The sequence below is a fragment of the Nostoc sp. PCC 7107 genome (genome assembly GCF_000316625.1).
Taxonomy (GTDB): Bacteria; Cyanobacteriota; Cyanobacteriia; order Cyanobacteriales; family Nostocaceae; genus Nostoc_B.
Window position 1 is genome coordinate 3,779,668 of sequence record NC_019676.1, and the last position, 21,612, is coordinate 3,801,279.

A 21,612-nucleotide genomic window follows, 5' to 3' on the forward strand; every position below is an offset into this window, starting at 1 on the left:
AATAAATATTTTTTAATTACCTAATTATAAGCTGAAACTTTTTTGTGCAATATCGCAAGATAGAATTCCAATTTATTTTTTTATGACTAAAGAATAATTTTTAACTGAATCAATCAGTCTATAACAGAAGCATAGGTAATTAATACATACCTATATCAACTAAGTGAGGTCAAGATTATGCTATTACAAACAACTGTGTCTGATTTACTTGTAGATTTATCTACAGAAAAACAGCAATTTTTAGCTGGTGGATGTGGATCCTATGGTCGTAGTCAAGAACCCAGCCAAGGATCATCACCAGCAGAAACATCACCAGAAATGTCATCGCCAGTAGTGGTATCGCAACCGATAGCACGTCTAGCAGTAGGGAGTATCATTACAGTAACACCATTTGCCAAGTGTTTACCTGGACAAAGTTGTTACGGCACAGAAGATTCTCAAACTCAAGATTAATGATATTTTGAGAAATCCTCTTGAAAACTTAAACTTTTGAATCAGTAGGAAAAGTCTCTTTTGTCTTTTCCATCAATTAAGTCAATGAAGCAGAGAAATAAGTTTTAATTTATTTCTCTGTTTATCTATAAATATTTTTAATTAATTGCTAAAGGCGTAAAGGTATGCTTCCTTACAAAAACCCAGGCATATAAGAGTTTGAGCGCAATTGTATTAAAATTAGAGATGGGTAGATTTTGAGTTTGTAAGTAATTAGATATAAATGAAATTTATTGGGATTGATTTAGGTTGGAAATCGCAACCAAGTGGTTTATGCTGTTTACAATTAATAGACGGAAAGTTGCAATTAATCGATTTAGATCGCCAAGATGCGATCGCAGATATTTTAAATTGGCTAGATACTTGGGTAAAACTAGAAGAATCAGCTATCATTGCAGTTGATGCACCAACTCTTATTCCTAATGCTACAGGTAGTCGCCTACCAGATAAACTCAGTCATAAATACTTTGGCAAATATCACGCTGGTTGTTATCCAGCAAATCAAAACTTACCCTTTGCCGAGCGAACAATTAACTTTGGGTTAGAATTAGAATCGCGTGGTTTTGTTCATGCACCAACAATAGAAGCAAAAAAATTTGGTAGATATCAAATAGAAGTTTTTCCTCACCCGGCGATAGTCCATTTATTTAATTTAGAACGTATTCTTAAATATAAAAAAGGACGCATCAATGAGCGCCGCCAAGAATTAATTAAACTCTATCAATATATTCTCGAAGTTTTACCCAATCTCGAACCGAAACTCGAATTGAATCAAAAGCTAAATGCTAAACAATCTCATCCTTTTCCTTTTGATTTTTTCCTTTTACCTTCCACAGGTGCAGCCCTTAAAGCGATTGAAGATAAACTTGATAGTTTAATTTGCGCTTATGTAGCTGCACACTGGTGGTATTGGGGAGAACAACGCAACTTAGTATTAGGCGATCGCACCACAGGTTACATTGTCATCCCCAATAAAAGTGAAAAGTAAAAAGGTAAAAGTGTTACTTTTTACTTTTCACTTTTGACTTTTACCTTCTATTCCGCCCAAGCAATTAATCTTGGTTCATAAGCATTAGACAAGTGTGGGTGCTTAGGTAACACACGCAAGGACAAGCCTTGTAAACCAGAGGTATTGTAGATAATATCTGCCGTGTAGACACTCAAGCCTTGAGAATCTTGGCCTTGGTAATCCATGACTACTGGTGTCGCATTAACGATTTCACCGTTAGCATCAATTACGCCTTGATATAACTCCACTTGGATATCATCATTGCTCAAAGTTGCTAAATCCACTTTGGCCTTGACAGCAACGCTTTGGTTAACCTTAATATCTGAACCAACTGAGACATCAATATCTTTGATAATGAGGTTAAACCAGTGGTCGCTGAGTTTAGCTTTCCAAGCAGCTAATTCCTTAGCTGGGGCGTAATTATCAGCAATCAGAGTATGACAGCGATCGCTGGCTGGGAAATAAGCCTGTTGAGCATAATCCCGTACCATCCGCGCTGTATTAAAGAACGGACAGTTCAAGCGAATTGCATCTTTCATTTTGGCGACCCAAGGTCTAGGCAGACCATCATCGTCTCGGTGGTCATAAAATAGAGGCACAACTTCTTTCTCTAACAAATCGTAGAGAGCGTTAGCTTCCACTTCATCTTGATAATTGGGATCTTCGTAATTTTCGCCATGTCCAATCGCCCAACCTGTGCGGACAAAATCAGCTTCATCCCACCAACCATCTAAAACACTTAAATTTGGCAACCCATTCATCGCGGCTTTCATCCCGCTAGTACCGGAAGCTTCCCGTGGACGACGGGGTGTGTTCAACCAGATATCGCAACCCGCTACCATTAACCGAGCGATATGAATATCGTAGTTAGGAACAAAAACAACCTGTTTTTCTAAATGGTGTTCGTGGATAAAGTGATTGATATCACGAATCAGTTCTTTTCCCGGAATATCTTTGGGGTGAGCTTTACCAGCAATGACAAATTGGACTTTACGGGTTTTATCACCGAGTAAGATGTGTTTAATGCGTTCTAGATCGCGCATCCACAGGGTAGCGCGTTTATAAGTAGCAAACCGTCGGGCAAAACCAATGGTTAAAACATAAGGATCTAATACTTCTTGGGCTTGGGCAATTTCCGAAGCCGAAGCACCGCGATCGCGTAAATGCTTAACTAAATGCTCTCGCACGTAAAGTACCATATCCAAGCGGCAGCGTTCGTGATTGCGCCACAACTCCTCATCGGGAATGGCTTCCATTCGCTCCCACAGTTGGTTCTCTGGTGGTACTGACGACCAGTTTGGCCCTAAGTAGCGATCGTACAACTCTTGAGTTGATTTAGCTACACAACTGCGGGCGTGAACACCGTTAGTAATAGCTGTGATTGGAACTTCTTCGACTGGGACTTTCTTCCACAATCCTTGAAACATTTGCCGCGATACCACACCATGTAGCTGCGCCACCCCGTTAGAAAACGTCGCCATTTTCAACGCCAGCACTGCCATACTAAACGGTGCAGATAAATCGCCCGTATTTTCTCGCCCCAATCCTAAAAATTGCTCTTTGGGTAAGCCAAAAATATCTGCATAATATCCCAGATAATACAAAATCTTATCGGGAGGGAACAAGTCAATTCCCGCAGGTACAGGTGTGTGAGTTGTAAAGATGTTGCTAGACATCACCACCTGTTTAGCTTGGGCATAGCTCAAACCTTCTTCTTGAATCAACAGCCGGATGCGCTCTAAAGCCGAGAAGGCAGCATGTCCCTCATTCATGTGGTAGGCGGTGACATCATAACCCAAAGCTTTGAGCATCTGCACACCACCGATCCCCAACATAATTTCTTGGTGGATACGCATATCGATATCGCCACCATACAGCTGATCTGTGATGTCGTGATCGTATTGGTTATTGGGTTCGATGTTGGTGTCTAACATATATAAAGGCACCATTCCCACCTGTACCCGCCACACTCTGGCGTACACCTTGCGCCCCGGATAATCAACAGCAATCTGCAATTCTGAACCGTCGGGATTGCGTTCCAAATGCAAGGGCATATTATAAAAATCGTTGATGGGGTAGCGCTCTTGTTGCCAGCCATCAGCGTTGAGATATTGAGCAAAATACCCTTGTTGATAAAGCAAGCCCACACCCACGAGGGGTAGTCCCAAATCACTAGCCGATTTTAGGTGATCACCAGCCAGAACGCCCAAACCACCAGAATAAACAGGTAAACAGTCAACCAAGCCAAATTCTGCCGAAAAATAGGCATAACATTCTTTGGGCTTTTGACTGCGTTGTTTCTGATACCAAGTTCCTTCTTGGAGATAATCCTCTAATTGACGGGCAGCACGATCCATTTGTGCTAAAAAGCCATCATCTTCCACTACCTCCAACAGCCTCGCTTGGGAGATAGTACCCAGCATCAACACTGGGTTATGGCGGCTAGATTCCCATAAATCCGTATCTAAACGGCGAAATAAATCTTTTGTCTCAACATTCCAATCCCAATGCAAATTATATGCCAGCCGTCGCAGTGGTTCCAGGCGCGGTGGTAGTGATGGGGAAACATTAAAAGTGCGAATTGGCTGCATAGGTTAGCAACTCTCCAAGTTCAGCTATGGTTATTGTTTACCTTCTTTCTGCAATGTTGCCAATTCTTTATACTGTGTTTGTGAAATACTGATGACTTTGTTAAGTATTTAAAACTTGCACGAGAATTACGGCTAAATCTTGCCCCAAGCATCTTTGTTCTTGTTCTGTGTTCTCCTTTAGTATCTGCTTAGTGAGCAAAATTTAACAATTGACACGTATCACATTACAACTCCCATTCCCGCCATCACAGAGAGGTGAATGCCTAAATAGGAGTGTTTAACTGCCCAAAGAAGGCTGATCTTGGGTATTTTTTGGCATTTTTAGAGTTTGAGCCGCTGCATAAGCCAATTCTGCTGCTATTCTATAAGCAAGCTTTATATTAGACTTATGATTAGAATGATTAGCTTGTCGATGCTTTAACTCTTTTTGAACCTCACCAGAGGCGATCGCTCGCTGCAAAATAATAAAAGCATCCAAATCTTCTGAGTCATAGTCTTGCCGTAATAACACTTGTATCTGGTTCTGCTCGGCGATACTCAAATAACCAGTTCTAAAAGCTTGCTGGACGATTTGTTTAATTTCCACCATAATTTCAACCAGTGTGGCAGTTCATGAAAGGAGCTTAGTCTGTAAATTTGGTCTTCTTGTGAGGATTCCTACTAAGAACTTGCATTTTCTCTAGATTTCAAAATTTATAATGGCGGATATCCCAGACACATCGTCCATTTGGCTCACCTGATCGGGTGATTTACAATTTTGAGATTATGGTTATCTCTCAATCTAGTTCAGTTCAGACTGTAGCCCTATAAGGGGAAGGTAACAGGTTTATCTGAAATGTGTTGACATATCACTGCCCAATAGTAGCGCAGATATCATTTAATAACTTTCATACCTGCTATGTTTTTTTTGGCTAACAAGGATTCTATAAAAAAAATAAATTTTTTCTAGTGTAGTCAACATAGAATAGCGAGGAGCATCCCAATTTTGCCAATTGACCAAATGAAAATTGGTCATTGCGTGGGCGTTAGCCTTCCTAAAGGATATGGAGCGAAGCAAAATGTCGCAATCGCAGCAGCTAGACTTTGCGATTCCTAAGCTTCATTTCATTACAATCGCCATGACAAAATATGTTTTTACACATTTGGTATGCTCCAGAAAAGCGAATTGTCTCAATGTAATTTTGATGCCGAAGATAAAATCTTTCATCCTGCTATTTATCCGGAAACCAATGTTGTTTAAGATACCAATTTCCGGCAATCAATCATATTTTGATTATCTTCCTACTTGGGAGTGAGACATCAAAAATAAAATGTGTTATTGTGGGAGGCAATTATTATGAAAAGCCACTCATCTAAATGAAATCGTGACTTTGTTAAGTTGTAAATCATCTTTGTGCAACATGAGCGTAGCTCCATATTCTAAAAATTTATTGCAAGAAATTCGCCATTGCAGTCGGGGAAGCGCTTACTTGTTTGCACCGATGGTAAATTTTAATGTGATGGCTGAAGTTGGTGATACTCCACCTTAGTAAAATTTAATTAGCTTAAGAATAACAACACAATTGGCAGCAATATTATATTGTGATTACTCAAAAATCAAGAGCAGATGTTGAGTTTTATCGATCAAATATGTATTGGTGTGGTAAAAGCTTGTGCTTGTTAAATTAAATCATTGAACATCATTTCCGAAAATTACATATAGCCACTTGCGGGTAAATCCAGCAGATTGCCGGTGAATGGGGACAAATTTTTAGAACGAAAGCATATACTCAAAGCCTTTCAAATCTGTGATTCGTTCCCTGTTCCCTGCTGTATATCTAGCTAATCAAACTATTTAATAGTCAGATGTTTGAGCTTGCCATAGTAGCTGGAAAACCCGACAAAAGTAATTGATGGAGAGATAGATAATTTCCAGCGATCTCCAGAACTGGACGTTCCGCAAATATAGCTATTTACTGCTATTTTTCGCCGAAAAATAGCGCATTACTTCGACAGTTTTTGCCTAAATTTTTCACTGAAATGTAACTTGAATTATTCCAAATCAGCCGCACTACCAAAAGACACTAATTATCAATTCAGCTAACACAAATTCGTCTCAGAGATAAGCGGTCATGAGTAACCAAAAACATTTTTCTAAATCCCAACGCCTCAAGGAATTACTGCTCATCACATTGTTAGGAGATATTCCCACCCTTGCCCTAGGCACAAAACTCCGAAGTTGGTTATATCGCAGCATTTTTGCTCAGTTAGATAGCTCAGTTTACATTCAAAATGGTGTGGAATTTCTGGGAACAGATAGAATTAGCATTGGTAAAAAAGCGCATATTTTTAAAGGTGTCAGAATCGATGCTCAAGGACACTCAAATAATCACATTTATTTAAGTCATGGGGTGGCTATAGAACGTAACGTTGATATTGGGTGTTTAGACAACACATCTATTTATATTGATGAAGAAACCTTTATTGGACCTGATGTATGTATTGCCGGGCCAGGAGATATTATCATTGGCAAGCGCTGTCTGATTGCTGCCCACTCAGGCATATATGCTAACAATCACAATTTTTCTAATCCCCTAGAACCAATTAAATCCCAAGGTATTACTCGTCAAGGAATTGTCATTGAAAATGATTGTTGGTTAGGACATGGAGTGACGGTATTAGATGGGGTAACTATCGGTGAAGGCAGTGTGATTGGCGCAGGTGCGGTTGTCACCAAAGATATTCCGCCATTCTCCGTGGCCATTGGTGTACCTGCACGAGTCATCAAAAATCGGATGAGTCAATCATTGGAGAGAGGTGTAGGCATCTCTTCTACATAATTACCACCGCTTCTAAAGAAAAGTGTGTCTTTTTTTTCCTTTAGAGAACAAAGCCGTAGAATAACGATGACTTAAGTTATACCCACCCTGTTGATGACAGTCTTAGTCAGAAACAGGGTATTCGCATTGGCTTTACCGATGCCGATGGTTCTCGCATTGTGGTGCAACTTTCTGGTACAAGTACTCAAGGTGCAATCCCAAGAGTTTATTGAGTAAGCTACGAGCCAACCCGCAGAACATAACCTTGATCCCCAATCAGTACTTGCTTGTTTCATTACTTTTGCTGAAGAAGTAGTTCAGCTTTGAGAACTAACGGGACGAGAACCATTTGAGAACTAACGGGACGAGAACCAACTGTGATGACTTAGGGCTGAGTGCTAAGTCAGAAGTTCTGATTTGCCTACTCTCTATTCTCAATAGGAAATAATTATGACCACATTTGAGCAAGCTCCAATATTTCAATGTGAATTTGAAGATGATCGCACAGGGTTAAGTAAAGAAACCATCAAACGCGCCCTTGCTGATAATCTTTTTTACATCCAAGGTAAAGTTCCAGCCACAGCCACACCCAATGATTACTACATGGCTTTAGCTTACACAGTACGCGATCGCATGTTGCAACGCTGGTTCAAAACCACTGAAGTATATACAAAAAAAGGTGTCAAAGTTGTCAGTTATCTCTCAGCCGAATTCCTCTTGGGGCCGCACTTGAGTAATAACTTGATCAATTTGGGAATTTACGATCTAGTGCGTCAAATAGTAGAAGAATCCGGGCTAGATTTTGTCCAATTACGGGAAACTGAAGAAGAACCAGGACTAGGGAATGGTGGTTTAGGTCGCCTTGCAGCCTGTTACATGGACTCCCTGTCAACTTTAGAAATTCCTGCCATTGGCTATGGAATTCGTTACGAATTTGGCATCTTTGACCAAGAAATCCGCGATGGTTGGCAAGTAGAAATTACGGATAAATGGCTACACTTAGGCAACCCTTGGGAAATCCCCCGCCTAGAAGAAACCATAGAAGTTAAGTTTGGCGGGCGCACCGAAGCTTATTACGATGAAAAGTGTCGCTATCGCGTACGTTGGATTCCCGATAAAGTGGTGAAGGGTGTTCCCTACGATACACCCATATCAGGTTATAACGTCAACACTGTCAATACCTTACGGCTGTGGAAAGCGGAAGCTCCTGAATCTTTTGAATTCCAAGCGTTTAACGTTGGTGACTACTACGGTGCTGTTAACAGAAAGGTAGTTTCCGAAAATATTACCAAAGTTCTTTATCCAAATGATGAATTGATAAAAGGCAAAGAACTGCGGTTAGAACAACAGTATTTCTTTGTTTCTTGTTCTTTGCAAGACATGATCCGGCTGCACTTGCAAAAAGGCGAGAGCTTAGATACTTTTCATCAGTCCTTTGCAGTGCAACTTAATGACACCCACCCATCCATCGGTGTAGCCGAATTAATGCGGCTGTTAGTCGATGAGTATGAAATAGAGTGGGATCAGGCTTGGCAAATCACTCAAAACACCTTTGGTTACACTAACCATACGCTATTACCAGAGGCTTTAGAAAAATGGTCTTTAAGCCTATTTAAGAATTTACTCCCCAGACATTTGCAAATTATTTATGAAATTAATCAGCGTTTCTTAGGTCAAGTGCGTGCTAAATATCCCAACGATAGCGATCGCCTAGCGCGACTATCATTAATTGATGAAAGTGGTGAAAAGTATGTGCGGATGGCAAACCTAGCCAGTGTTGGCTCCCATGCGATTAATGGTGTTGCAGCCCTACATACAGATTTACTCAAGCGTGATGTGCTGGGAGATTTTCACGAACTTTGGCCAGAGAAATTCAGCAACAAAACCAATGGAGTCACACCACGCCGTTGGATAGTAGTAAGTAATCCCCAATTAGCTAACTTGATCACTCGCAAAATAGGGACAAATTGGATTAGTCATCTAGAAGATCTCAAGCAACTCGAAGCCTTTATCGAAGATGCTGAATTTTGTCGGGAATGGCGGCAAACCAAACAGGACATTAAGAGCTATTTGGCAGGGTATATTCGGGAAAACCACGGAATTGAAGTGAATCCCGAATCACTGTTTGATGTGCAAGTGAAGCGATTGCATGAGTACAAGCGTCAACACCTAAACGTGCTGCACATCATCACACTCTACAAGCGAATTAAAGATAACCCCAACATTGAAATCACACCCCGCACATTTATTTTTGGTGGTAAAGCTGCTCCTGGCTATTTCATTGCCAAATTGATCATTAAACTGATCAACTCCGTTGGTGATGTAGTTAACAATGATCCCGATGTGCGCGATCGCCTAAAAGTAGTATTCTTACCTGATTACAATGTGCGTTTTGGTCAAAGAGTTTACCCAGCCGCCGACCTTTCCGAGCAAATTTCCACCGCTGGTAAAGAAGCTTCTGGCACTGGTAACATGAAATTTGCCATGAATGGGGCGCTGACTATTGGCACACTGGATGGTGCGAATATCGAAATCCGCGAAGAAGTGGGAGCAGAAAACTTCTTCTTGTTTGGATTAACAACCGAAGAAGTCTATGACTTAAAATCCAAAGGTTATAACCCTTGGGATTATTACCATAGCAATCCCCAACTCAAACAAGTAATTGACCTGATCAGTTCTGGATTTTTCTCTCACGGTGATACTAATTTATTCCGTCCCTTAGTAGACTCGCTCTTGTACCACGATCCCTACATGCTGTTTGCCGATTACCAGTCTTATATTGACGCGCAAGACCAGGTAAATCAAGCTTACCGTGACCAAGAACACTGGACACGGATGTCAATTCTCAATGCAGCACGTATGGGCAAGTTTTCTTCTGACCGAGCCATCTTAGAATATTGTCAAGAAATCTGGAATGCTGTGCCAGTGAAAATCGAACTAGAAGAATATATTCAAGGGAGGGCTGGTTTGAAAGTGTAACCCTCATTTCTCAAAGGCTTCAGGCGTTTGATGGGGCAGAGGGGCAAGGGGAGAGGTTACTTTCATTTCCCCCCTCCTCCCCTGCACAAGCGGAGGCTTTGAAAGGTGTGGTGAGAAATACGGGTGTAAGGGTTTTGAACACCTACACCCCCACACCCTGAAACTTCAGGAAACATCTGGCATTAATTAACGTCACAACATTAGCCAGTCAACAACTACATCTCACAGGCATCTACGAATCAAACAAACCACAGTATGAGATAATGTCCAAACTTGTGCCATACTCTATGGGTTGGTCATAACATAGCCCTCCACTCTCAATAGAGTGCGCTCAAAAGGAGACAAGATTTGGGTAAGATAAAGGAGCTATCTTTTCTGCATAGCAGATACTGAGAGAAGCTTTTTTCCGACCCCCTTTGGAGATATTTCTATGCTGACTTTAAAAATCGCTGTTTATATTGTTGTTGCCTTCTTTGTGACTATCTTTGTCTTCGGATTCTTGTCAAATGATCCTGCTCGTAACCCCGGTCGTCGGGATTTAGAGTAAGAACAAGACAAATTATCCGCGACTGCCGTCAGGTGGAAAACACCCAAAGTCACGGACGATTGCTTGCTATCCTACAGGAAAGCTTTACGCCTAAAACTGAATGGCAGTTGCTACAACAGGGAAAATCCGCAGCCAGTGGCTCAAACGGAGTTTCCCTTCGCAGTAACTGGGTTTCGACACAAAGTAATCATGGTGAAACATACTGCCTGGATCATTCCAACAGACACTAGTACAACAAGGCAAAAGTAAAAAGTCAAAAGGAAAAAGAAAGAATAGTGATACCACGAGCTTCTTAGCAATTCCAGATGGTCTGTTTATTTACGCCAACCTGTATTAAGCTTTTCATGAGTTTAGCTGATGGCAAAGTTGCTATCCATTAGGAAGCCCCCCTCTGTCACAAACACAGGGCATTTTGGCAAAGCAATCTCCTTGACAATGCAGTTTCCTCTTTTTAGCAGCTTGCTGTATGTAGGCAGAAAGCAAAAGTCGGAAGACAACAGGTGAGTTTATCTTTTCGGCTATTCGTTGGCTATTTGTTCGGTTAATTTTGCCCAGATATGCTTCATCCAGTTCTGCCGCCTACACCGCCTCCTGTTTTTGAACCTATAAAATCTACAAATTCTCTGCCATCGGTTAGTAACGCCCAAATTCATGCGTTTGTAGAGCCAGTTAGTAATACCCAAAACCTTCCAGAAAAGTCCCAAAGTACCAAAACTGCGGATAGTAAAAATGTACCGCCTCAGACATTAGTACCGATCGCATCGGCTGCCGATAATCTAGGAACTGCGAAAACTATACCCACTCCCAATACACCAGAAACTCTACCCCCAGCACTTTCGCCGTTTTCTCCATCGAGAAATGCTGCAACTCTAGGACAACCTTTAGGTATTGGTTATGGCATTCAGACAGTAAATGTAAGTGGTGAGAATCCACCTCAAACTGGCTCAAATATTCAGCAATTCCCATCACCAGAACAAGTTGTCACTGAAAAAATTATCCAGCCAACATCTGTTCAGCAATTCCCATCACCAGAACAAGTTGTTGCGGAAAAAGTAACTCCACCACCATCCCCAACACCAACTGCTGCGCCACTACAAAAACCAGAAAATATCAATCTCTCTGGTACTTTTAGCGATGAGGTACCAAGTAATCAGCCAGTCCAAAATATTATTGAGTTTAAATCTCGTAACCTCAGCAACGAATCAACTACCCCAACAAACATAGAATTCACATCACCCAACCAACCAACTCCAGCAGCACCTAGTTCTCCAACACCCCAACCATCATCTCCCACAACCACACCAGTAGTGCGGGAGAGAATTGTCGAAGTTATCTCCGATCGGCAAGAGTATGATGAGCAACGGCGAATTGTCACGGCTGAAGGTAATGTAGTTGTGCGATTTGATGGGGCTGTAGTGGATGCCGATCGCCTACAAGTGAATTTAGCAAATTTAATTGCTGTCGGTGAAGGGAATGTTGCGCTCACCAGAGGCGATCAGTTGCTGCGCGGTCAACGCTTTACTTATAATTTCTTACAAGATAGTGGAGAATTAGAAAATGGTAGCGGTGAAATTTATATCCCCACATCCTCTACAGATTTAGGCTTTTTACCCGCTGAGAACACCCCTGTTGGTTTGCAACTCAGACCACCAAGCGATCGCATTCGCGCTAATCAGCCACTCACAGATGTCAAAAGTCCGGGACAAGTTAATGTGGTTGTTGGTGGTCGCAGCGCCAGTAATTTGCCCACACCGCCACAAGGTGGAGAAGTTAAACGAGTCCGATTTGAAGCCAGATACATCGATTTTTATCCGCGAGGTTGGCAAGCTAGGGATGTGCGCCTCACAAATGACCCATTTTCGCCACCCGAACTAGAATTACGGGCGAGTAAAGTTACCCTAACACGCCAAGCGCCCTTAATTGACCGGATTAAAACCGAACGTCAACGTTTGGTCTTTGATCAAGGTCTCAGCTTACCCATACCCATAGATAACCAAACCATTGACCGCCGGGAACAAGAAGTCACACCCGCAATTGTTTCTCCTGGCTATGATGGCGATGACCGTGGCGGTTTATATGTGGAACGGAGTTTTACACCGATAAATACAGAAACAGCACGTTGGATCATCACGCCGCAGTTGTTTGTGCAGAAAGCAGCACAGGGCGGTTTTAGTGATCCCGCGTCTTTGTTTGGTGTCAGAAGTAGAGTGAATGCTGCTTTAAGTCCAAAAACTACATTGCGCGGTTCTGGGGAATTAACTAGTTTTGACTTTAGCCAATTAGACTCCAATCTCCGGGCAAATTTGCGACTGCAACAGCAATTGGGCGATCGCAATCCCCATCTTTTAAATTTGGAATATACCTATCGCGATCGCTTATATAACGGTTCTCTCGGCTTTCAAACTGTCCAAAGTAGTTTAGGCGCGATTGTCCTCTCTCCGCTTGTTCCTTTGGGGAAAAGTGGAATTTACCTCGATTATCAAGCGGGCGCACAGTATATCAACGCCAATAGCGATCGTCAAGACATATATGGATCTGACCGTGGTTTTGAGCGAGTCTCGTTAGGTCGTTTGCAAGCCAGTGCTGCTCTCAGCACAGGTGTGTACTTATGGCAAGGAAAGGCATTACCAGCGACAGCTACCGAAGGATTGCGTTATACAGGTAATCCTGTGGTTCCCTACTTACGAGCGGTAGCTAATCTTAGAGGTACTACTAGTTATTACACCAGTGGAGATGACCAAACCACTTTAATTGGTACAGTTGGATTACTGGGACAAATTGGCCATTTTTCTCGTCCCTTTTTCGATTACACAGCCTTTAATATTAGTTACGCCCAAGGTCTTAACAGCGGATTATCGCCTTTTTTCTTTGACCGTTCTGTTGATGTGAGAGTCCTAAGTGCTGGAATTGTTCAACAAATTTATGGGCCATTTCGTATCGGTTTTCAAACATCAATTAACTTGGATACAGGCAGAGAAACCAGTACCGACTATGTTTTAGAGTATAGTCGCCGTACCTATGGCATTACCCTACGCTACAATCCTGTCTTAGAATTAGGCGGCTTCAGCATTCGCATCAGTGACTTTAATTGGACTGGTGGTACAGACCCATTTTCGACTAATCAAGTTAAACCAGTAGTCGGTGGTGTACGCCAAGAATAATCCACTTGAGTAAGTTTTTGAGTCTCATTAGACACCAGCTTTATGTATGTTATTATCAGGTTTTAGCTTTTAGGATAAAGTAAGTAGCCTTTATAAAACGAGAAAAAGCGCTAGGAAACTAGAGGCTAGAAAGTAGTATTTCTGACTCAACAATCAGCACTTTTTATACAAAGGCTAATAGGCTAAAGCGCTGCTATGGCAAAAGTAAAATCAAAATCCCAGAAATCCAAAAACTCAAAAAAGCAGCCTGCAAAAAAGGAAGCACCTACTCTTAGCCTCCAAGAAAGGTTAGCCCAAAAACGTCAAACAACTAAAGCCCGCAAAGAATTCATGGATTTGCTAAGTAAATCCTTATCTGGAGGGCTATTTTTAGGTTTTTTGTTATTTTTATTCGCTGGAATTAAGGCAGCATTACCGGCTGTCTTAGGGATTCTAGTGATGTCTTTTTCTTATAAATATCCCCGTCAAGCTTTAATTGGCTTTATGATTTATGTTCCCTTTGGGGGAACAATTACTTATTACATTGGCAATAGTCCAATTTTGCAATTAGCGAAAGATTCATTTTATATCCCAGTGGCGATCGCACTTTGGCAAATTTGCCGCAAACAGAAGTTGCCTTTCGTTGTTCCCCAACAAATTAAAATTCCTCTGTATTTTGTATTAGCTTCAAGTCTATTAACTCTGGTATTTATTAATGGCGGACAACAACTTAACCCACCGCCTGTAGGGCTATTACAAACACCAGTTAAAGAAATACCTATAGGCTTAGGAATTCTCGGTTTAAAAGTATTTTTAGGTTATGTGCCTTTAATTACTTGTGCTTACTATCTAATTCGGGATAAAAAAGATTTTCTATTGTTAACTCGCTTACAAATTGTTCTCATCTTGATTTGCTGTGGGCTAGGATTTCTCCAATACCTACTATTAGTAGTTGGGGTTTGTGAAGGTACACGAAATTTAGAAGGTGCTGCTTTATTTAAAGCCACACTTGAAGCCCGATGTTATTTTGGCGGAGCTTTAGTCTACAGTCCCAGTCAAGGAATTATTCGCCTCCCAGGAACATTTGTGGCACCTTGGCAATGGGCATGGTTTTTAATTTCTAGCACCTTTTTTGCTTTTGCTACAGGTTTTTCTGACCCATCGGTTTTGTGGAGGCTCACAAGTTTAGGTTCTTTAGCTTTAATCTTTGTCAACGCAGTAGTTTCTGGACAGAGAATTGCTTTAGCCTTAGTACCAACTTGCTTTGTAATGCTGCTATTACTCACTGGTCAAATTGCTAACCTTAAACGGTTTATCCCTATTGGGGTGGGGCTAGTGATGATTTTGGGAATTGCAGTTGTGACTAACCCTGTAGTTGTTCAAGAACGACTAGATAGTTTTTTAGTTCGTTGGAATGCTTCACCGCCGCAAGATTTTATCATCCAGCAATTTGAGGAAAACTGGAAAAACGTTGACACCCCTATAGGAAGTGGCTTAGGTCGGGCGACTAACTCGGCGCGTGCATTAGGTGAGACTAAGTTAGTAGAGACATACTATCCAAAAGTCTTATATGAGGTGGGTATTTTTGGTGTGTTGGGTTTTTTCGCTTTAGTTAATGTCCTGACATTTACTGCGTTCAAGACTTATCGCTCGATAAAAAACCGTAATTTCCGCAGTTACGGAGCATCTATGTGGGTGTTTATATTGTTTATTAGCTACAACACCTACTACTATCCTCTAGACGTTGATCCGGTCGCTGTATATTATTGGTTTTTTGCGGGAGTCCTCTTCAAATTACCAGCACTGGATAAACAAGAAAAAGAAGATGCCGATCCTGAAAAAGTAACCAAGAAAAAACGTTCACAAATCAAGTTTTAATTGATTAGATATTATCTTGGCCGTGACAGATATCATCACAGGTAATTTTACTACCAAAACAACTAATTTATTTGAGTATACAATCACATGAATGATTTGCCTTTAATTTCCGTAATTATACCAACATACGGACGAGAGGAAGCGCTAAAGGATAGTATTGTTGATGTTCTGATTCAAGATTATCCCCATTTTGAAGTTTTGGTAGTAGATCAATCACCAAAACATCAGCTAGAAGTTCAAACTTATTTAGAAGAAGTAGCTGCTTTAGGCAAAATTCAATGGTTTCGTTTGAGTTGGGCTAGTTTACCTGGGGCGCGGAATTATGGTGTGCGGCGGTCATCTGGAGAAATAATTTTATTTATTGATGATGATGTGAGGTTAACGCCTGGGTTTTTAATGGCTCATGCGAAAAATTATTTACAAAATCCAGAAATTGGGGCTGTCGCTGGGCGAGTATTTGACAGAATGAAGTTAGGCGAATCTGGGGGAAACTTACAGATTGAATATCTACCTCCCGAAGCGATGAATCCAGGTATTGCTTGGTATTATCTTGATTTAGTACATACAGTTAAACCCCAACAAGTGCTAACAGCTAGGGGGTGCAATATGTCATTTCGCCGTGAGATTTTCAGTAAGTATGGACTGAGATTTGATGAGAGATTTCGTGGTAGTGCTGTACGGGAAGAATCTGATTTTTGTTTGAGAATCAGAAAGACCGGATATAAGATTTGGTATGACCCAGAATCCCATTTAATTCATTTAGGTGAAGAAACTGGTGGTTGTCATGATATTAGTACGCGATCGCTCAAATATCAATTCACGTTCTATCACAATAATTTTTTGATGGCGTTGAAGAACCTGAATTTTAGTGAATTTTTACAATTATCTGCTAGTTTATTCGATTGTCAGGTTTTAGGACATCCACCTTGTAACAAAAGCGGTTCTTTTGTTGCTGTTTTATCCCGTGCTATGTTCTATATTTTAGGTTTTATCAATGCCTTATCTAGTGTAGTTCAATCACTCTGGGATGATGGGCAGATTTACACTAAGTTGGATCAACAATCACAGATATTAGTTGTTGATAAGCAAACTTCGATGTCTGCTAATTGAAAATTACTGTTGCAATTTTTAGATCACTGACTTCTTGAAAAAGTCGGTGATCTGAGCCTCTCGATAATATAAAACTATAGGCTAATCATAAAATAAACTATTAAATAAAAATGCGTATATTACAAATTGTTCCGTCTATTTCTTTGATTTATGGTGGCCCTAGTCAAATGGTATTAGGGTTAGCTCCAGCTTTAGCAAACGAGGGTGTAAAAGTTACTATTCTGACAACTGATAGTAATGGCGATAATGGTCAACAACCTTTAGATGTACCTTTAAATCGCCCAATTAAACAAGATGGCTATGAAATTATTTATTTTCGCTGTGCGCCATTTCGTCGTTATAAATTTTCGCTAGATTTACTCAATTGGCTGAAAAATCATGCTAATGAATTTGATTTGGCACATATTCATGCTTTATTTTCACCTATTAGTAGTGCAGCGGCAACTGTTTGTCGTCAACAAAAATTACCTTATATTTTGCGTCCTTTAGGTACTCTCGATCCGGCTGATTTACAGAAGAAAAAACAATTAAAAAAGCTGTATATAGAGTTAATTGAACGGCAAAATTTAGCCAGTGCAGCAGCGATTCATTTTACTAGTGAACAAGAAGCAAAAATATCAGAACGATTTGGAGTCAATACAAAAGATTTAGTAATTCCTTTGGGTGTGAAACCGACGCAAAGAATTTCATCAAGTGCAGTAAGCAGTCAGTTAGGTATACCAGAAGATTTGCCTTTGGTGCTGTTTATGTCGCGGATTGACCCAAAAAAAGGGTTGAATTTGTTAATTCCGGCTTTAGAAAAACTCTTGACAAATGATTGCAAGTTTCATTTTATTTTAGCTGGGACAAATCCTCAAGACCCAGATTATGAACAAAAAATTCAAACTCAAATTGAGAATTCACCGTTGCGATCGCATACTACCATTACAGGCTTTGTTAGTGGTGAGTTAAAAGCTGGTTTACTGCAAGCAGCTGATTTATTTGTTTTACCTTCTTACTACGAAAACTTTGGTATTGCTGTGGCTGAAGCGATGGTAGCCGGGATACCTGTAGTTATTTCTGACCAAGTGCATATTTGGCAGCAAGTAAGCGATAGTCAATCGGGATGGGTTGGGAGAACAGATGTCTCTTCGTTGTTTGAGTTATTACAACAAGCTTTGCAAAATCCTGAAGAACGCCAACGCCGGGGACAAAATGCTCAAAATTATGCCTTAGAGCATTTTAGCTGGGATGCGATCGCTCGGCAAATGATTCAAGCTTATGAGCAGATACTGAACAAGTAATTTGAATCGAACCACAGAGGCGCAGAGGACGCAGAGAAGAAGAGGTAGAATTGTTTCGCATTATACCTCCTGCCTCCTACTTAATTCGCCCGTTCCCACTGGCGTTGAATTTCTGTAATTATTTGAATATCTGGTGGTGGAAGGATTTTCACACTCGGATTAACTTCTGCACCGGGAATATTTTGACTCCACGGACTATTAGGTACAGTTTTTAAATCAACATTATTATTCACTGGACGGAAACCGTATTGGATAAATACTGCTTGTTGTTCTGGTTGGGTGAGAAAGTCTAAAAACTGCTTTGCGGCTTTTGCTGTACCTGCATCTACATCTCGCCGGACAATTGCTGCGGTGGCGGTAGTTTCAATTGATGGGTCTAAATAATAAACTTGGTAAGGTTTGCCTTTGCTGGCTGCTGATTGTTGCCAACGATATAAAGCTACACTTTCATATACAGTAGCGACATCAGCATCATTAGCACCTCTAACAATAAATTCTTGCAAAAGAATATCTGTTGAACGAGGTGGTTGATAAACTGATTTTTTGATTAAACTAAATAGTGTTTGTATAGATGAATTGTTGAAACTATCGGCGTTAATAGCACCACCTAATTTTGATTGTGTCCACAAGTTTAAAGTTAACTGACCACTATTAGACCTTGTGGGATCAGTCGTGACAAAATCAAAACTACCCCAATTACTTGAACCGCCAACTTTTCCCCAGTTACCAGCTTGCATTGCTTGTTCTAGTTTTGACCATTGAAAGCGTCCATTGGGGAAGAGAACTTTACCCCTTTCTGGCCAAGCGATACCCACTAATAAGGTTTTTGCTAGTGGTCGGGGAGAATCGTAAAAAGGTTCAGTTGGATTTGTGGTGCGGAGGCGATCGCTTAATTCTGTTAAAATTTCTCCATTAGCAGGAATTAATATGGTCGGTTTAAAATCATTCTTCTGGTCAAGATAATTATTAACTAGTTCTTGAGAACCTTGAAATTTTAATTCTAATCTAATATTAGGATTAGCCTGCTCAAATTTAGCTTCTAATTCTTGCAGTGGTTCTTGTAGTTCTGTTCCACTAACAACAATTACAGTTTTTTGTGAACCAGGAAGAGGAATATAAGTTAAACCCAAAGCTGCAATAATCATCGCAACTGAAGTAACAATTTTTGATGATTTCGACTGTGCTTTCACTTTAGGGGTATTTTTTAATTCTCTTGGCATGATTTTGCTTACTTACGAACTAATAAATCAATATTTTCTAATAAGCTTGTCAGTTCATCACTGAGTGATTGCATTTCATGAATTTGTTGAGAATCAGTTAAGTCAGAAGTACGTAATTTGGTTTGTAGTTTTTGCAATATTCCCGTACAATCTTGAATTAAAGTTGAAATGTTAATCATTCTAACTAAACGCGTATCTTCACCGTCTTGGGCTAACTTAAGATTGCGTTTGAGACTTTCTACAAGTTGATTGAGATGTTCTTTTGCAATACCAGAACTGGCATTAAGTTTCTGTTGTACTTCAATTAATTGCTGTTGTAATGAACTGACGGAAAGTATGGGAGTATTGCTGTATAAACTCCCAACTAAGGTGTCTATTTTAGGTGGGAATGTAGCAGTGCGATCGCAATTTATCTCAACCGCTGCTAAAAGTTCTATTTGAAAAGTATCAGTGAGGATTTTTTTAGATTCTAAACGCAAGCTTTCTGATTGATTCACTAAACCTAAAGTAGCTAGTTTTACGGCGTTAATTTCTCGTTCCAATTCGGGATTTGCTAAGTCAAAAAATGTTGGTTCACGGGATTTTAGCCAACCTGCACTAATTACAGTAATGCCTGAAGCGACTGGTAACATCACTAGGCTGGGCAATTGCAGTAAACGCACACCCAAAAACAGAAATATTCCTCCAGCTAAAACGGCTAACGGATAATAAAGTGGATTTACTAATTTCATCAAATATCACCTCACCAAACAAATATTCTTGCTGTATTCATTTGTGGTTTAAAACTCCACCTGCAAATTTGACATTAACTGCAAAATTGTCTCAGGATTGCCTTGAGAATAATACCCTCCGTTCAACTCAGCAATTTCTTTCAAAACATCAGGTTTAAATTCTCCTTCTTTGCCATAACCAATCGTAAAAAACCCAATTCTTTGGTCAGTTGCAAAACCGCTTTTTTTCAATTCTTGTTCTAACTCATCCAGCTTAATTTTTGAACCTGCATCTTCCCCATCAGTTAATATCAACACAGCATTAATTGCATCTTTACGCAGATTTTTCTGTAGCCAATTTCTGGCTTCTAAAGCCGCATCATATAAATTTGTCCCGCCATCAGCCCGGAGTCCATTGATAAATTGCCAACCGCGATCGCGTCCTTGGGGTGTACCATCTACTAATACAGGCTGACGAATTACCGAGTCAAAATCAATCAAGGCAATTTGCTCTTTTGGCCCCAAGTTTTTAATGTAATTTTGTAAAGTATTTTGGACAGCAGGTAATTTATCCCCTGACATTGACCCAGAAGAATCAACAACAACTACCACCAACGAAGGTTTTTTTACTGATTCTTGCCAAGATTTCAGCATTGCGTCCACAACTTCCGGCTTTGGTGGACGCAGCGAATCATACTTAGCTTGGGGTTCTACACCAAATTCGGGTGTGAATTTAGCACCTAACGCAACCCCTGGCGTTCCGGGACGTAAACCCAAATCTGGGGCAAGTTTTTGAGTTTCTGGCGATCGCCAATAAGTGATAAACTTCTCAGCAGCAGCCTTTTCATCTGCGCTAACCCAAGGTGCATTGGGTACAATTGCCCGCATATTAGAAGTAAATGTGGCTTTGGGATAAACTGCTTGATAACGCTGCTTTCCCTGTGGTAAGCCTGAATTTGCTACAATTACACTCGATTCATACATCGAACCAACCGAAGCCCAAAATGGCCCATTCTTCACCATTGCTTGGGCGAGAGAATTAGTCGAAATACCGTAACGAGTAATTTTGCTTTGGATTTGCTGAATTTGGGGTTGAAACTTCTGCACATCCGCAGAGGTTATATCTTCGGGACGTTTACCCGAAACGCTGACGTATTGCGCTACCAATGTTTGCAACCCAGAATTAGAACGCGTCGGCGCAGAATGTACATAATGAACTGTTAACGGTGGTGACGCTGGGTCAATATCACGGTGAGTTTTTGCTGTCACCAACACCTTATAAGGGTCAGCAACTTTTCGCAATCCAGCCGCGACATCAGCTTGCGCCATAAATACCATTGGCGTGTTAGCGATGAGTGGAGATTCTGTAATGTCTGGAATGTAATTTTTCCCCGGCGAAATTTGGTTCATCCGGTAAATTAACTGACTTTGATATATATCTCCATCCAGAGAAATAATTGTGGGAAAATCTGCTGCATCAGCTTTTACTGTTCCTTTTTGCAATTGATCTGCTAAAGCCACTACCTCAGTTACAACATCGCCACTACCCAGTGCTTCGCATTTCACCTGAAAAGCTGCACCACTATCTAGCTTTGGTTGTGTAGCATTAAAGTTTTTTGCCGCTTGGTTACAGAAGTCTCCCAACGCGCTACCAACCAATAGTTTGACTTTTAACCCTGTAAAATTATCGTCAGAAGTCGAGTTAGTGTTACACCCCGTCATGAACACTACAGCAGAGATTATTACAAGCTGCGTCAGAAACCGAGACCTTTGAAAAATCATGCACTTCTCCGAGAACGATTAGTGATTTAATAATCTCTGCAATAAGTTATATTCCGATTCTATTGTGTGATAT

Annotated in this window: 15 protein-coding genes; 10 read left to right on the top strand and 5 right to left on the bottom strand. The window is 40.7% G+C overall.

Translation table 11 applies throughout. The features are described from left to right. The first annotated feature begins 177 nt into the window (after positions 1-177). Positions 178-453, top strand: coding sequence for a hypothetical protein (locus NOS7107_RS16335; RefSeq protein ID WP_015114061.1), 276 nt, complete (start codon positions 178-180; stop codon positions 451-453). 262 nt (positions 454-715) lie between these two features. Then, positions 716-1,480, top strand: coding sequence for a DUF429 domain-containing protein (locus NOS7107_RS16340; RefSeq protein ID WP_015114062.1), 765 nt, complete (start codon positions 716-718; stop codon positions 1,478-1,480). A gap of 47 nt (positions 1,481-1,527) precedes the next feature. Here NOS7107_RS16340 and glgP read toward each other — a convergent pair whose 3' ends face one another. Further along, a complete protein-coding gene (glgP, locus tag NOS7107_RS16345; RefSeq protein WP_015114063.1) occupies positions 1,528-4,092 on the bottom strand; it encodes an alpha-glucan family phosphorylase in 2,565 nt (854 codons plus the stop codon). Positions 4,093-4,369: 277 nt separating this feature from the next. Continuing rightward, on the bottom strand, positions 4,370-4,681 hold the full coding sequence (locus NOS7107_RS16350; RefSeq protein WP_015114064.1) for a hypothetical protein: 312 nt from the start codon (positions 4,679-4,681) through the stop codon (positions 4,370-4,372). Positions 4,682-5,492: 811 nt separating this feature from the next. Between NOS7107_RS16350 and NOS7107_RS29705 the strand changes: the two genes are divergently transcribed. From NOS7107_RS29705 to hpsP, 8 genes are all read left to right on the top strand, one after another. Further along, on the top strand, positions 5,493-5,621 hold the full coding sequence (locus NOS7107_RS29705; protein ID WP_015114065.1) for a hypothetical protein: 129 nt from the start codon (positions 5,493-5,495) through the stop codon (positions 5,619-5,621). Between the two features lie 582 nt (positions 5,622-6,203). Then, entirely contained in the window at positions 6,204-6,911 is a 708-nt protein-coding gene (locus tag NOS7107_RS16360; protein WP_015114066.1) for a DapH/DapD/GlmU-related protein, read from the top strand. A gap of 429 nt (positions 6,912-7,340) precedes the next feature. After that, complete coding sequence (locus tag NOS7107_RS16365) at positions 7,341-9,869, top strand: glycogen/starch/alpha-glucan phosphorylase (protein WP_015114067.1); 2,529 nt, start codon at positions 7,341-7,343, stop codon at positions 9,867-9,869. A gap of 430 nt (positions 9,870-10,299) precedes the next feature. Next, positions 10,300-10,416: a photosystem II reaction center protein I gene (locus NOS7107_RS27910; RefSeq protein ID WP_015114068.1), complete on the top strand. Its 117-nt coding sequence runs from the start codon at positions 10,300-10,302 to the stop codon at positions 10,414-10,416. Between the two features lie 557 nt (positions 10,417-10,973). Continuing rightward, the gene (locus NOS7107_RS16370) at positions 10,974-13,577 is read left to right on the top strand and encodes a DUF3769 domain-containing protein (RefSeq protein ID WP_015114069.1); all 2,604 of its coding nucleotides are present in this window, start codon (positions 10,974-10,976) and stop codon (positions 13,575-13,577) included. Positions 13,578-13,772: 195 nt separating this feature from the next. Continuing rightward, the gene (gene hpsL, locus NOS7107_RS16375; RefSeq protein WP_015114070.1) at positions 13,773-15,434 is read left to right on the top strand and encodes a hormogonium polysaccharide biosynthesis protein HpsL; all 1,662 of its coding nucleotides are present in this window, start codon (positions 13,773-13,775) and stop codon (positions 15,432-15,434) included. 87 nt (positions 15,435-15,521) lie between these two features. Then, on the top strand, positions 15,522-16,544 hold the full coding sequence (gene hpsN / locus NOS7107_RS16380; RefSeq protein WP_015114071.1) for a hormogonium polysaccharide biosynthesis glycosyltransferase HpsN: 1,023 nt from the start codon (positions 15,522-15,524) through the stop codon (positions 16,542-16,544). A 110-nt stretch (positions 16,545-16,654) separates the two neighbouring features. Next, a complete protein-coding gene (gene hpsP, locus NOS7107_RS16385) occupies positions 16,655-17,827 on the top strand; it encodes a hormogonium polysaccharide biosynthesis glycosyltransferase HpsP (RefSeq protein WP_015114072.1) in 1,173 nt (390 codons plus the stop codon). 80 nt (positions 17,828-17,907) lie between these two features. Here the strand turns inward: hpsP and NOS7107_RS16390 are convergent, their stop codons facing one another. The 3 genes from NOS7107_RS16390 to NOS7107_RS16400 are packed head-to-tail and all read right to left on the bottom strand — an operon-like array spanning position 17,908 to position 21,479. Further along, positions 17,908-19,047 (bottom strand): extracellular solute-binding protein, encoded by a 1,140-nt coding sequence (locus NOS7107_RS16390; RefSeq protein ID WP_015114073.1) that lies wholly within the window; start codon positions 19,045-19,047, stop codon positions 17,908-17,910. Between the two features lie 8 nt (positions 19,048-19,055). Beyond that, positions 19,056-19,778: a hypothetical protein gene (locus NOS7107_RS16395; RefSeq protein WP_015114074.1), complete on the bottom strand. Its 723-nt coding sequence runs from the start codon at positions 19,776-19,778 to the stop codon at positions 19,056-19,058. A gap of 48 nt (positions 19,779-19,826) precedes the next feature. After that, on the bottom strand, positions 19,827-21,479 hold the full coding sequence (locus tag NOS7107_RS16400; protein ID WP_253274448.1) for a VWA domain-containing protein: 1,653 nt from the start codon (positions 21,477-21,479) through the stop codon (positions 19,827-19,829). Between the last annotated feature and the right edge of the window lie 133 nt (positions 21,480-21,612).